At 67.5% G+C, this 12,458-nt stretch carries 16 protein-coding genes; 12 read left to right on the top strand and 4 right to left on the bottom strand.

The window, feature by feature from the left end; translation table 11 throughout:
• Positions 1 to 212: 212 nt before the first annotated feature.
• Entirely contained in the window at positions 213 to 527 is a 315-nt protein-coding gene (locus tag U5805_RS28765; protein ID WP_322106909.1) for a hypothetical protein, read from the bottom strand.
• A gap of 163 nt (positions 528 to 690) precedes the next feature.
• Between U5805_RS28765 and U5805_RS28760 the strand changes: the two genes are divergently transcribed.
• On the top strand, positions 691 to 1,119 hold the full coding sequence (locus U5805_RS28760; RefSeq protein WP_322106908.1) for an antitoxin Xre/MbcA/ParS toxin-binding domain-containing protein: 429 nt from the start codon (positions 691 to 693) through the stop codon (positions 1,117 to 1,119).
• Positions 1,119 to 1,610, top strand: coding sequence for an RES family NAD+ phosphorylase (locus U5805_RS28755; RefSeq protein WP_322106907.1), 492 nt, complete (start codon positions 1,119 to 1,121; stop codon positions 1,608 to 1,610). Before U5805_RS28760 ends, U5805_RS28755 begins: the two co-directional genes overlap by 1 nt.
• A 184-nt stretch (positions 1,611 to 1,794) precedes the next feature.
• On the opposite strand, the gene U5805_RS28750 is transcribed toward U5805_RS28755, so the two are convergent.
• On the bottom strand, positions 1,795 to 2,277 hold the full coding sequence (locus U5805_RS28750; RefSeq protein WP_322106906.1) for a response regulator: 483 nt from the start codon (positions 2,275 to 2,277) through the stop codon (positions 1,795 to 1,797).
• Positions 2,278 to 2,479: 202 nt separating this feature from the next.
• Here U5805_RS28750 and U5805_RS28745 point away from each other — a divergent pair, with 202 nt between their 5' ends.
• The 6 genes from U5805_RS28745 to U5805_RS28720 all read left to right on the top strand — a co-directional run bounded on the left by U5805_RS28745 (position 2,480) and on the right by U5805_RS28720 (position 6,680).
• Positions 2,480 to 2,869, top strand: a complete 390-nt coding sequence (locus U5805_RS28745) for a class I SAM-dependent methyltransferase (protein WP_322106905.1) — start codon at positions 2,480 to 2,482, stop codon at positions 2,867 to 2,869.
• A gap of 59 nt (positions 2,870 to 2,928) precedes the next feature.
• Positions 2,929 to 3,528: a sigma-70 family RNA polymerase sigma factor gene (locus U5805_RS28740; protein WP_322106904.1), complete on the top strand. Its 600-nt coding sequence runs from the start codon at positions 2,929 to 2,931 to the stop codon at positions 3,526 to 3,528.
• Between the two features lie 18 nt (positions 3,529 to 3,546).
• Positions 3,547 to 3,864 carry a hypothetical protein gene (locus U5805_RS28735; RefSeq protein WP_322106903.1) on the top strand — a complete coding sequence of 106 codons (318 nt, stop codon included), beginning with the start codon at positions 3,547 to 3,549 and terminating at the stop codon, positions 3,862 to 3,864.
• Positions 3,865 to 3,950: 86 nt separating this feature from the next.
• The gene (locus U5805_RS28730; RefSeq protein WP_322106902.1) at positions 3,951 to 4,196 is read left to right on the top strand and encodes a hypothetical protein; all 246 of its coding nucleotides are present in this window, start codon (positions 3,951 to 3,953) and stop codon (positions 4,194 to 4,196) included.
• Positions 4,197 to 4,229: 33 nt separating this feature from the next.
• Complete coding sequence (locus tag U5805_RS28725; RefSeq protein ID WP_322106901.1) at positions 4,230 to 6,104, top strand: ABC transporter transmembrane domain-containing protein; 1,875 nt, start codon at positions 4,230 to 4,232, stop codon at positions 6,102 to 6,104.
• 84 nt (positions 6,105 to 6,188) lie between these two features.
• Positions 6,189 to 6,680 carry a hypothetical protein gene (locus tag U5805_RS28720; RefSeq protein ID WP_322106900.1) on the top strand — a complete coding sequence of 164 codons (492 nt, stop codon included), beginning with the start codon at positions 6,189 to 6,191 and terminating at the stop codon, positions 6,678 to 6,680.
• 182 nt (positions 6,681 to 6,862) lie between these two features.
• Here U5805_RS28720 and U5805_RS28715 read toward each other — a convergent pair whose 3' ends face one another.
• Entirely contained in the window at positions 6,863 to 8,287 is a 1,425-nt protein-coding gene (locus U5805_RS28715; RefSeq protein WP_322106899.1) for a DNA-binding protein, read from the bottom strand.
• A gap of 255 nt (positions 8,288 to 8,542) precedes the next feature.
• Here U5805_RS28715 and U5805_RS28710 point away from each other — a divergent pair, with 255 nt between their 5' ends.
• The 3 genes from U5805_RS28710 to U5805_RS28700 all read left to right on the top strand — a co-directional run bounded on the left by U5805_RS28710 (position 8,543) and on the right by U5805_RS28700 (position 10,537).
• Positions 8,543 to 8,770 (top strand): hypothetical protein, encoded by a 228-nt coding sequence (locus U5805_RS28710; RefSeq protein ID WP_322106898.1) that lies wholly within the window; start codon positions 8,543 to 8,545, stop codon positions 8,768 to 8,770.
• Between the two features lie 422 nt (positions 8,771 to 9,192).
• Entirely contained in the window at positions 9,193 to 9,774 is a 582-nt protein-coding gene (locus U5805_RS28705; protein ID WP_322106897.1) for a hypothetical protein, read from the top strand.
• 115 nt (positions 9,775 to 9,889) lie between these two features.
• Complete coding sequence (locus tag U5805_RS28700) at positions 9,890 to 10,537, top strand: alpha/beta fold hydrolase (RefSeq protein ID WP_415914685.1); 648 nt, start codon at positions 9,890 to 9,892, stop codon at positions 10,535 to 10,537.
• A 30-nt stretch (positions 10,538 to 10,567) separates the two neighbouring features.
• Here the strand turns inward: U5805_RS28700 and U5805_RS28695 are convergent, their stop codons facing one another.
• Positions 10,568 to 11,347 (bottom strand): SDR family NAD(P)-dependent oxidoreductase, encoded by a 780-nt coding sequence (locus tag U5805_RS28695; RefSeq protein WP_322106896.1) that lies wholly within the window; start codon positions 11,345 to 11,347, stop codon positions 10,568 to 10,570.
• A 144-nt stretch (positions 11,348 to 11,491) separates the two neighbouring features.
• Between U5805_RS28695 and U5805_RS28690 the strand changes: the two genes are divergently transcribed.
• A complete protein-coding gene (locus tag U5805_RS28690; protein WP_322106895.1) occupies positions 11,492 to 12,388 on the top strand; it encodes an AraC family transcriptional regulator in 897 nt (298 codons plus the stop codon).
• Positions 12,389 to 12,458: the final 70 nt, after the last annotated feature.

The raw sequence follows: 12,458 nt of genomic DNA, 5'->3' as shown, positions 1-12,458 counted from the left end.
AAGCCACTCACGAGAGTGGCTTTGAATTGTTACGTGACTACAGGACGAAAAACCGATCAGGCCGACCGCCGATGCCGGGGCATTCGTCTCGCCTCGACAGACTCTGCGGCCGTGCCTCGGAAGCGCGAAGCGATCAGGTTTCCGTCGGGCCGGCACGAGTCACGATGAGTCACGATGAGTCACTTAGCCCGGCGGCCGACCCCGGCGCGCGCTCAAGCGCCCCACAGCACGCCTTGGACACTGCCGCCTTCCAGCGGCGGTCGTTTCGCGCCCGTTCGCTGCGCGAGCATTTCGCGAATGCGTGCGAGATAGGCGTCGCCCACCGAGCGATCGCGCGGCTGCGCCGGCTCGCGTCGCGCCGGCGGCCACGCGCCGAGATAACGGCACACGGCGGACACGAACGGCGGCTTGCCGCCGCGCGCCAACCGCTGCGCCGCCGCTTCCACCCGCGCCTCGCCCACGTTGGCCATGAGCCACTCGACCGTGCGGCGATCCTCGTCGTTCACAATGCGGATCAATTGCGTCATGAGTCCTCCCGTTTCGACGATACTGGACATAAACACATACTGTTAATTTATACAGTATATCCACGTTTTGCAAGGAGATTGGGAGATTGCGCAGTGCGATGAAAAGTATCAAATGAGCTATGATTAAGGATCATCTGAATCCAGCGCGGGAGGCCGTGCCGTCATGCAATTCGTTTCCCCCGAAAAGATCGCCGCTGTCATGGGCCTCACTCCCGTGCCGCATTCCATTGCCGAACTCGAAGCGCAAGTCGCCGGAGGGTTGCCGAAGTCGGCGTTGCGAAACGGCGTCGAGCACATTGCGTTGACGGCGGAGGCGCGACGCGCGCTGCAAGCCCGCATCGTCCCCGAGGCCACCTACAAACGCCGCCGCGACCGGCTGACGCCCGACGAATCGGAGAAAACGGAGCGCCTCGCCCGCGTCTACGCCACGGCCGCGTATGTCTGGGACGACGCAGCGGACGCGCGCGCGTTTCTGGCCGCGCCGCATCCGTTGCTGGAAGGCCGGGCGCCGCTGGAAGCCGCGCTCACGGAACTCGGCGCGCGCCGCGTCGAGGAACTGCTCTGGAAGCTTTTCTACGGCTTGCCGGCCTGATGCGGATTTATCGCATCGCCGATCGGCGGCATCCGGTGTGGAACGGCACGGGCGCGATGCTGGTGGGCGGCCGCTTCAACAGTCCCGGGCGGCCCGTCATCTACGGCGCGCTGACATTCGCGGGCGCGATGCTCGAAGTGCTGGTTCACGCGCGCATCGGCCGGGTGCCGAAAACGCATGTCTGGGTCGAAGCGACCGCGCCCGACGATACCCCGGTGGAAACGCATACTGCCGATACTTTGCCGCCGGGCTGGGACAGTCAGGCCTGCGACGCCGCGCGCGAATTCGGCAACCGGTGGCTGGACGAGCGCCGCTCGGCGATTCTCGTCGTGCCTTCGGTGGTGGCGCGCGCGGAGTTCAACGCGCTGGTCAATCCCGCGCATCCCGACTTCGCGCGCCTCGTGGTGTCGGAGCCGCACCCCGTGGTGTGGGACGAGCGGCTGTTCGCGCCGCCCGCGCCGGGCCAATCGGCCCCCGACGAACGCCATTAGCGCGAGCCGCCGACGTCGCCAACGTCAGTCACGGCCGCGCCGGTTCGCCGGTATTCACGGCGGTTCTCCCGTTTCGCCCGTTTCTCCCGTTTCTCCCCGCTCGATCATCCCCAGTCGAAGCGCAAGCTTTTGCCAGGCTTTTTCCATCGCCAGGCACGCTACGCGACCGGGATGCGGCTGCGGCTCAAAGCGTGCGCCGCAACGAACTGCCCTGCGAAAGCAGACGCTCGATCGTTTCCTGCAACTGGCGCGGATCGAGGGGCTTGCGCAGATAACTGTCGTAGCGCACGAACGCAGGCGGGCTGAGTTCGCCGGACACGAGGACGACAGGCATCGCGCCCATGCGCGCGTGCTCGCGGATTTTCTCGCAGAGCACGCCGCCCGACATGCGCGGCATTCGCAGGTCCGCGACCACGGCGTCGACGGTCTGCGTCTGCAATCGCTCCCATGCGTCGATGCCATTGCAAGCCGTAATTACTTCGTGCGTCAACGACAACGCGGCGCGCCAGCCTTCCAGCGTGCTTTCATCGTCATCGACCAGCAGGATCAACGCCATTTCAATTCGAGCCGTCACCATCCGGCCGCGCGCGACGGCGCAGCCGGAATCGTATTTGAACGTGCGGGCGTCTCGCAGCGCAACATCGAAGTCGCGCGAGGACGTTCCCATGAAGGTCCTCACGTTAGCAGAAAGCATGCCGCGCGGTCCGAGGCGAAGGAGCAGTACGCGTTTGCCGCCGAGCGCATGGTGGCTTTCGGCTTACACGACTATCGCGACTCCAGGAAACACTATGACACGGTCGTGTCGGCGGAAATGTTCGAGGCCAGTGGGCGAGTCGTTCCGGCCGCTGTATTTCGAGGCGATACGGCGCTTGCTCAAGCCTCGCGCGCGGGCGTTGATCGAGCCGATCACCATCGACGATGCGCGATTCGAGCGTTGCCGCGCGTCGAGCGACTTTATCCGCGAGACGATTTTTCCGGGCGGCATGCTGCCGAACCCCGAACCCCGAACCCCGAGCGCTTCGTTCGCGCCGCCCGACGCCACGCCTGTTTTTGCCTTTGGCCGCGACTATACGCACACGCTGCGGCTTCGGCGGGCGGCGTTCGAGCAGCAAATCGACCAGACGTACGCGCAAGGTTTCGCCGAAGCGTTCATTCGTATCTGGCGGCTCTATTACGCGTATTGCGAAGCCGCGTTCGACGCAGACTCAAACGTGAAGTCCCGGCCGCGCGATACGGCCCGGTCGAAAAAAACCGCATAAAAACGCCGAAGCGGCCGCGCGCGCCACAATATTTTTCTTTCCGAACCGTCAACACGGGTATGGAACCGCCGCAGACCCCGCTCACGCCCGCCGCGCAAGACCGCGAAATCGCCGCAACCGTTGCGCGCGAGCGCCCGCGTCTGCGCAATTTCATTCGCCGGCGCGTGATCGATCAGGACGAAGCCGAGGACATTCTCCAGGACGTGTTCGAGGAACTGGTTGAGGCGTGGCGTTTGACGGACCCCATCGAGCAAGTGGGCGCGTGGCTCTTTCGCGTCGCGCGCAACCGCATCGTCGACCGTTTCCGCAAGAAGAAGGAAGTGCCGCTCGCGTCCGCCGCGGCGAGTACCGGTAGCGATGCCGACGACGACGAAAACGGCGAAGCCTGGCGCCTCGACCTCGCGCTGCCCTCGCCCGACGCCGGCCCCGAAGCCGCGTATGCGCGCGCGGCGCTGCTCGACGCCTTGCGTGCCGCGCTCGACGAACTGCCCGCGAACCAGCGCGACGTCTTCGTCGCGCACGAACTCGACGGGCGCAGCTTCAAGGAGATGGCCGCCGCAAGCGGCGTGAGCGTGAACACGCTGCTCGCGCGCAAGCGTTATGCGGTGCTGCATCTGCGCGAGCGCTTGCGATCGTCTTACGACGGTATCGAAAACTGAACATCGAAGGAGAAAGACATGAAATTCCGCCGCAAATTTTTCGCCAAGGCGCTGCTGCTCGTACTGTTCGTCGCGCTGATGGGCTGGGTCGTCATGAGGCTGTGGAACTGGGTGATGCCGGGCCTCGTTGCCGATGCGCACGCCATCGACTTTCCGCACGCGATCGGCCTGCTCGTGCTGTGCCGCATCTTGTTCGGCGGTTTTCGCGGGCATGGCGGCGGCTGCCGCCAGCGCCGCCATTGGCATCACTGGCAGCGCATGACGCAGCAGGAGCGCGAGCAGTTGCGCAGCGCTTCCAACGCGCCGGGCGGCTCGGCCGAATCGAGCGGCGCATGAATCGTCGCGAGCGGCGAATCGCCGCCAGCGGCCGCGCACCGAGACCGCGAAAGAGAACCGCGCAGGAGAACCGGAAAGGAGAACCCATGCTGAGCCCACACGAACTGGCCACGCTGATGCTCGTGCGCAGCGCGCCGGATCAGATCGACATGACGCGCGTCGAACTCCACGCGCTGCTGGATAGCAAGCTGATCGCGCTCGATGCGCCCGCCAGCCACCGGCGCCGTCTCGTGCTGACGCCCGCCGGCCTGCGCCTGCTAGACGCCGCCGCGCGGCTCGACCCCGCGCACCGGCACGAAAGCGCCGCGTGGGAAGCGGATAATCACGCGTAACGTCGCACCATCGCTCGAACCCAACCCAAACTCATGCCCGAAACCGCCCGCGCCGACCGCAGCGCTCCCGGCCCCGCCGCCCGTGTCACGCCTCTTCTCGCCTTGCTGCCGTTCCTGCGTCCGTATGCCGGGCGCTGGGCGCTCGCGTTCCTCGCGCTCGTGACTTCGGCGGCCGCAACGCTCGGGCTTCCGGTCGCGTTCCGCTATTTGATCGACCGCGGTTTCGCGAGCGGCCAGCGCGCGCATATCGACCGCTACTTCATCGCGCTGTTCGTCGTTTCGCTGATTCTCGCGGCGGCCACAGCGCTGCGCTTTTACTGGGTTTCGTGGCTCGGCGAGCGCGTGACCGCCGACCTGCGGCGCGCCGTGTACGGCCACGTCATGCGCATGAGCCCGCAGTTCTTCGAAACCACGCAAACGGGCGAAGTGCTCTCGCGACTCACCACCGACACCACGCTGATACAAACCGTGGTGGGCACGAGTCTGTCGCTCGGCCTGCGCAACTTTCTGCTGACGGTGGGCGGCGTGTCGATGCTGGTTGCCACGAGCCCGGTGCTCTCCGGCTACATCATCGCGACGCTCGTGGTGGTGGTCGCGCCCATCGTCATCTTCGGGCGGCGCGTGCGCAAGCTTTCGCGCGCGAGTCAGGACAAGGTGGCGAACGCAAGCGCGCTGGCGGGCGAAGTGCTCAACGCCATGCCCACCGTGCAGTCGTACACACAGGAAGCGCACGAAACGCAGCGCTTCGGCGGCGCGGTGGAAGCGGCCTTCGACACGGCGCTCACGCGCATTCGCGCACGCGCCTCGCTCACGGCCGTGGTGATCGTGTTCGTGTTCGCCGCCATCGTGTTCGTGCTGTGGCTGGGCGCGCAGGCGGTGCTGGCCGGACAGATGACGGCGGGCCAGCTTTCGCAGTTCATTCTCTACGCGGTGTTCACGGCGGGCGCCGTGGGCGCGGTGGCCGAAGTCTGGGGCGACTTGCAGCGCGCGGCGGGCGCGACCGAGCGGCTGCTGCAATTGCTGGCGGCGCGCTCGCCCGTGGCGCAGGCCGCGCGGCCGGTGCCGCTGCCCGCGCGCGGCGAGGGCATTCGTTTCGACAACGTGAGCTTTTCGTATCCGTCGCGGCCCGGCATCGCGGCGCTGGCGGAGTTTTCGCTCGATGTGCGGCCAGGCGAGCACGTCGCGCTGGTCGGGCCTTCGGGCGCGGGCAAGACCACGCTGTTCCAGTTGCTGCTGCGCTTCTACGATCCGCAGTCGGGCGGCATTTCCATTAACGGCGTGCCGACGAGCGCCGTGTCGTTCACGGCGTTGCGCCAGGCGATTGGCGTGGTGTTGCAGGAATCGGTGATCTTCTCGGGCAGCGTGCTGGACAACATCCGTTACGGCATGCCCGAAGCCACGCTCGCGCAAGTGCAGCGCGCCGCCGAGATGGCCGCCGCCGCCGGCTTCATCGCGGAACTGCCGCAAGGCTACGACACGTTTCTCGGCGAGCGCGGCGTGCGGCTTTCGGGCGGCCAGCGCCAGCGCATCGCGATTGCGCGCGCGATCCTCAAGGACCCGCCCATTCTGCTGCTCGACGAAGCGACCAGCGCGCTCGACGCCGCGAGCGAGCGTCTCGTGCAAACCGCGCTCGACAACGCCGCGCAGAACCGCACCACGCTCGTGATCGCGCACCGGCTCGCGACCGTGCAGCAGGCCGACCGCATCGTCGTGCTGGAGCAAGGGCGCATCGTGGCGCAAGGGCGGCACGCGGAGCTGCTCCAGCGCTCGCCGCTCTACGCGCAACTCGCGGCCTTGCAGTTCGGCGAAGCGGCGATGCGCGAAGCCGTGGGCACCGCCGGCGCTGTTGGCGCTGTTGGCTCAGTTGGCATCGTTGGCCCTGCCAGCCTCGACGAATCGACGCGCTGAATCCGCGTTCTGGCGTTTCGCGTTTGGCGCTTCGCGTTTCGCGTTTGGCGCTTCGCGTTTCGCGTTTCGCGTTTCGCGTTTCGCGTGCTGGCGTTTCGCGTGCTGGCGTTTCGCGTGCTGGCGCTTCGCGTTCTGGCGCTTCGCGTCCAGGCGTTTCGCGTTCTGGCGTTTCGCCTGCTGGCGCTTAAGCGAAGCGGGCGCGAGGTGCGCTCACGCCGCTTTTCTGGCGGCGCGGCGGCGCGTATCCGCGTGGTTCGGGGCGGCGGCGGCGCGGGCGTTATAGGTCTTGAAGTCGCTGGCTTCGTCGAGTTCGAGTGCGGCGCGCCTGAGCAGCGCCGCCGCGCGCGCCTCGTGCCCGCCGTAGCCGCGCGGATCGTGCCGATGCGCGTGACTCACGAGCCGCCGGCTTTGATCGACGAGCCGCGTGGCCTTCACGAGATCGGAGGAACGAGCGGAATCGGCGACGCGAACGGGACGGGCCGGACGGGCGTGAACTTCGGTGGTGACGGCGAGCAGAGCGAGAACCGCGCTGAGAAAACCGAAGCGGGCGATGCGGATCATTCGTGGTTGCGGTGAGGCGGTACAGTGGAGCCAATGCGGCGAAGCGGCTGCGGTGGAGCGAAAACACGCTCGGCACTGTACCCGATCGAACGCCCGGCGGCGAGGCGCGGGCGTGCGTCGATGCGCGGCATCGCCATGCGACAACGCCTCGCGAGCTTCTGCTGCGAGGCGTCGGCGGTATGGCGCGGGGCGCGCGCTTAAGCCGGCGCTTCCGTCGCGAGCTTCGAAATCGCGCCGGTCTTGACGTCGTAGCTGAAGCCTTGTTGTTCGAGCTGGCTCGTGATCGTATCGACGATCACCTGCTGCTGCATCTCCTTTCGCAGCAGTTCGTGTTCCGGCGCGAGCGCGCCCAGTTCCGCGGCGAGACGGCGGCTCAGCGTTGCTTCGCCCGCACCGCGCGCGAGCACGGCAATCGACTTTTCGTGGACTTGCGCGAGTTGCTGCTTCAGGCCGTTCGCGTATTCGGACCACTTCTTCACGGTCTCGCGCGCTTCGGCGATGGCGGCGGCGTGCGCTTGCGTTTCGCGTGCAAGCTGCGCCCTTAGCGCTTCGAGTTCCTGCGCGTCGACGGCGGCGGGCGCCGGAGCGGCTTCGGCCGCCGCGCCGGCGGCGCTCGCTTGTTCGGCGAGTTCTTCCGCGCGCTGCTGCGCTTCGTTCAGGCTTGCAGACAGACGCGCGATTTCGGAGGCGTCCACCGAGCGTTCGTCGGTAAGGCTCGCCACTCGCGCTTGCACGTTTTGCAATTCGAGCGCGGCGGCGTCGCGTTCGGCCTGCACGCCCGCCGCTTCTTCGCGCTGGGCCGCATGCGCGTCCTGCTCCGCTTGCAGCGCTGCGCGAATCGCCTCCAGTTCGCCTTCGAGACGGCTCACCGCCGCCGCGTGTTCGGCCTCGAGCGCCGCGCGCTCGGCTTCGTTGTCGACCGGCGCGCTCGCGGCTGCGGCTTCTGCTGCTTGCGCCGCCGCTTTTGCCACCGCTTCCGCCGCAGCATTTGCCGCTTCCGCCGCCGCGTTTGCGGCTTCTGCTGCCGCTTCTGCTGCCGCTTCGCGCTGCTCGGCCAGTTCGGCTTCCGCGCGCTGGAGCTCCGCTTCGAGCGCGGCGACGCGCTCGGCGAGTTCCTGCGCGCGCTTTTCGGCGACGTCGGTGCGCTGAACGGCCAGCGCGATGTCCTCTTCGAGGCCCGCCGCCGTATCGGCCTTCGCTTCGAAGGCGCTCGTCATCTTGTCGATCTGCGTTTGCAGCGTGTCGAGTTCCTGAACCGTGCTTTGCAGTTCCGCGAGGGCGTCGTCGCGTTCGTTGCTCGCGTCCTCCACGCGCTGGCGCATGGCGGCCAGGCGGCGCGCGACGGCGCGCTCGGCCTCGTCCTGCGCCGAACTCCACAAGCGGTCCAGCGCCTCGCGCATCGGTTCCGTCACCGATTCGGGCAACGCCGGGCGCTCGACCACCTGCGGCGCGCGCGGCGTGCGCGCTTCGCGCCACTTGCGCAGTGCCGCCGCCACGGCGACCACGGAGCCGGTATGGACTTCCGACCAGATGGCCAGGGGCGAAACCTTCTGGCCCTCGTCGGCCATGCGGGTGGCAATTTCAGCGATTTGTTCGTCCGTGATCGTAATGTTGCTCGACATGTCTGCCCCGACAAAGTGCAAATGGGTGACGAATAGCGTTTCGTCGTCCGATGGCGGGCGCGTGCGGCCCACCTCGCATGGATAAGGATTGTCGGTCACGCACGCCCCGGTTAATCGGTCGAAAAGCCGGGTTTCCGGGGACTTGTTCGCACGATTGCGCGCGTCTGCCGGGCGCGCCGCGGCATCGGGCACCGCAGTTGCGAACGCATGGAGACGGTCTTGTTTGTCCCGATCATTTATTCGCGAGGTTTTTTCATGCGTTCGATTTTCGCCGGTCTCGTTGTCGCACTGTGTTTCGTGGGCGTGACGCGCCCTGCTTTCGCCGAGGGCTGCCTCAAGGGCGCGGCCGTGGGCGGCGTGGCGGGCCATGTCGCGGGCCATCATGCCGTGGCGGGCGGCGCGGCGGGCTGCGCCATCGGCCATCACGAGGCGAAGAAGAAGGAAAAGGCGGCGAACGCGCAGGGCGCGAGCGCGCCGAAGTAATCGGACTGGACGAGGCGGGCGCTATGAAGCGGCAGATATGAGGCGGCGCGAGCCGGGCGGTACGATCGGGCTGATGCGGGCTCGTTTGGCGATTCGGTTTGTTGATTGCGTTTGTTGATCCGGTCTGCTGATCCGGCTTGCTGATTCAGTCCGCTGATTCGGTCTGCTGATTCGGTCTGCTGATTCGGTTTGCTGGTTTGGTCTGCTGATTCGGTCTGTTGACTCGGTCTGCTGGTTGCGTCCGCTGATTCGGTCTGCCGATTGCGTCTGCCGATTGCGTCCGCTGATTCGGCCCGCCGATTGCGTCCGCCGATTCCGCCTGCCCAGTTGCGTCCACCAATCCCGTCCACCGCTCAACGCACTGCCAAACCCACGGCGCTTCGCACCCGCCTCGCACCCCGCCGCCCCTAACCGACGCTCCCATGCTCTCGCCCTCGCTGCTGCGCGACCTGCGCTACACGATGATTCCCCACCAGTTGCGCGGCGTCGCGGCGGGGCTAGCGGCGCTCGACCTCGAAGCCCGGCACGACGGCGCGCACCCGCTCCAGCTTCGCGCCGACGGCAATGCCGTGCAGTACGACACGCTGCTCGGCTATACACGCCCCGTTGCCTGCGTGGCGGCGATCCACTGCCGCGCGCTGCTGCGCTTTCTCGGTCTGGAAGGCGACGGCGACGCCGCGCTGCGTGCGATTGAAGCACATCAGCGCCACTACGGCGACGCGGGCACTATGAGCGATGCGCGCGACGTCAGCATCGACGTCTTCAAGGATGCGCACGGCTCGCCGCTCACGCGTGTGCCGCTTTGCGCCGTGGAACGCTACCCGGAGCCGCGCGCGGTGGCGCGCGCGTGGGCCGCGACCTGCGATTTCGCCGCGCAGCCGCTGGCGCTCGCGCTGCGCGACCCGCGCCTCGCGAGCGGCCAGATGGCGCCGCTGCTGCGCCGTACCTTCGAAACCTTGCCTGAGCTGCTGGAGCGCTGGTTTTACGAGCGCGCCGTGCTCTAGGCGGCGTCCAGGCGGCGTTGCGGCGCTCCGCGCAGTCACGCGCGAGGTCGCCGATGCCGGCGATTTGCGGCATCATGTCCGCCTCCGCTTCATTCGACATTGCTCAGCGAAACCCATGACCACGCCGACCGTGCAGCCTCCCGCAAAACTGCTGTTCCTGCCCGGCGCGTCCGGCAACACGGCGTTCTGGCAACCGCTCGCCGATTCGCTCACTTATCCCGCGCCCAGGACGATCCTGCCGTATCCGGGGTTCGGCGCCGCGCCCGCCAGCCCCGAAGTGCAGGGCTTCGACGACCTCGTGCGCACCGTCGTCGCGCAGATCGATCGCCCTACCGCGTTGATCGCGCAATCCATGGGCGGCGTGCTCGCCCTGCGCGCGGCGCTCGAAAAGCCGGACCTCGTGACGCATCTCGTGCTCGCAGTCACATCGGGCGGCATCAACACGAAGGCGCTCGGCGCACAGGACTGGCGCGCGGATTTCGCCGCCGCCAACCCCAACTTTCCCGATTGGCTCCTGACCTACGATTCCGACCTCTCGCACGAACTCGGGCGCGTCGCGCAGCCGGTGCTGCTGCTATGGGGCGACGCCGACCCGATCAGCCCGCTCGCGGTCGGCCAGCGCCTGCTCGAACTGCTGCCCGACGCGGAACTGAACATCGTTTCGGGCGGCGATCACAACCTCGCCTGCGAACACGCGAGCGTGCTCGCGCCGCTCGTCGACGAGCATCTCGCCCGCGTGGATTCGCGCGATTACGAAGATTGACGGAACTACGGCGCCTCAAGCCGCATGGCCTCAGATGTGCATGCCGCCCGCCACTTCGATGCGCTGCGCGTTCACCCAGCCGAATTCGTCGGACAGCAGCCCCGCGATGACCGGGCCGACATCGCCCGGCAAGCCCGCGCGGCCCAGCGCCGTGTGCTCCGCGATGGCCTGGTTGACCTGCGGGTTGTCGCGCACCATGCCGCCGCTGAAGTCGGTTGCGATCGCGCCCGGCGCCACCACGTTGACGGCGATCCTGCGCGGCCCGAGTTCGAGCGCCATGTAGCGCGTGAGCGCTTCCACGGCCGCCTTCATCGGTCCGTAAATGGCGCGGCCCGGAAACGCGAAACGCGCAAGCCCCGACGAAATATTGACGATGCGGCCGCCGTCGTTGATGAGCGGCAGCAGCGTTTGCGTCAGCAGGAACGGGCCCTTGAAATGCACGGCGAACTGCGCGTCGAGTTCCGCCTCGGTGCCCGCCGCGAGCGTGGCCGCCGACGAAGTGCCCGCGTTGTTCACGAGATAATCGAAGCGTTGCGCGCCCAGTTGCGCGAGCGCTTCCTTCAAGCGCGCCGCGAAGTCGCCGAACGTGCCCGCGTTGCCGACGTCGAGTTGCAAGGCGATCGCCCGCGCGCCCGCCTCGGCGGCCAGCGCGCATACCTTGTCGGCTTCGGCGCGATTCGCGTTGTAGGTGAAGATCGAATCGACGCCGCGGCTTGCGAGCCGCAGCACCGCGTCGCGCCCGATACCGCGGCTGCCGCCCGTCACGACCGCGATTTTCGCGTTTGCCTGATTGCCGTTGTTCGTTGCCATGTCGCGCCTCCTTGCGTGTGGAATGAGGTGAATTGTGCGACCGGCAGCGCGCGCGAGTGAATACCCGAAGCTGGCGCATTCTTGCCTGATCCTGCTTCAGTGGCTACCATCGGCTCACGCCCATTTTTTCGCACCGAGCCCGCCATGTCACAGCAACTGGCCGCCGCGCTGCTTCGCTACACGAACGCGCAGCCCGGCAAGAGCCCTTACGCAACGGCCGTGGACGGCCTCTACACCCTGCGCTCCGACCTGCCGCGCCCGCCCGCGTTCCGCTCGGCGCGCCCGGCGATCTGCCTCGTGGCGCAGGGCGCGAAGTGGGCCAGCTTCGGCGGCGCGCAACTCGAATACGCGGCGGGGCAAGCGCTCGTCGTCGGTATCGAAACGCCCACGCTCGGCCGCGTGTTCGAAGCCAGCCCCGAAAAACCTTGCCTCGTTCTGATTCTCGAACTCGATCTCGCGATGATGCGCGCGGTCGCGCAAGCCATGACTTCGCCGCCGGTGCCCGCGGGCGACGCGAGCCGCGGCGTGTTCGTCGCGAACTTCGACGGCCCGCTCGCCGATTGCGCGCTGCGTGCCGTGCGTCTGCTCGACACGCCCGACGCCGTCGGCATCGTGTTCCCGATGATCATGCGCGAGATCTGCTACTGGCTGCTGAGCGGCCCGCACGGCCCCGAGATCGCGAGGCTCGCCGCCGCCGACAACCCGTCGCACAACCTGCTGCGCGCGATGGAAAACCTGCGCGCGCGTTTCGCGCAGCCCGTGCGCGTGGAGGAACTGGCCGAAGTCGCGCAACTGAGCGTTTCGGCGTTTCATCGGCAATTCAAGGCGCTCACCGGCTTGCCGCCGCTTCAGTACCAGAAGCAGTTGCGGTTGATCGAGGCGCGCAGGCTGCTGCTTTCGCAAGCGACGACCGTGCAGGCCGCCGCCTTCGAAGTGGGTTACGAAAGCGCCTCGCAATTCAGCCGCGAATACGCGCGCATGTTCGGGGCGCCGCCGAAGAAAGATGCGATCAACGCGCTCGCCCTGCGCGACGCCGCGTAGGCGCGTTTTTGCAGAGCGCTTGCCGCGCGCGCGGTCTTGCCCGATTCTGCCCGACCGCGCTCCATGCGCC

This window comes from Paraburkholderia sp. J41, assembly GCF_905220235.1.
Classification (GTDB): Bacteria; Pseudomonadota; Gammaproteobacteria; order Burkholderiales; family Burkholderiaceae; genus Paraburkholderia.
The sequence above is the reverse complement of the archived record's forward strand: the minus strand, read 5'-3'. Positions and strand labels throughout refer to the sequence as shown.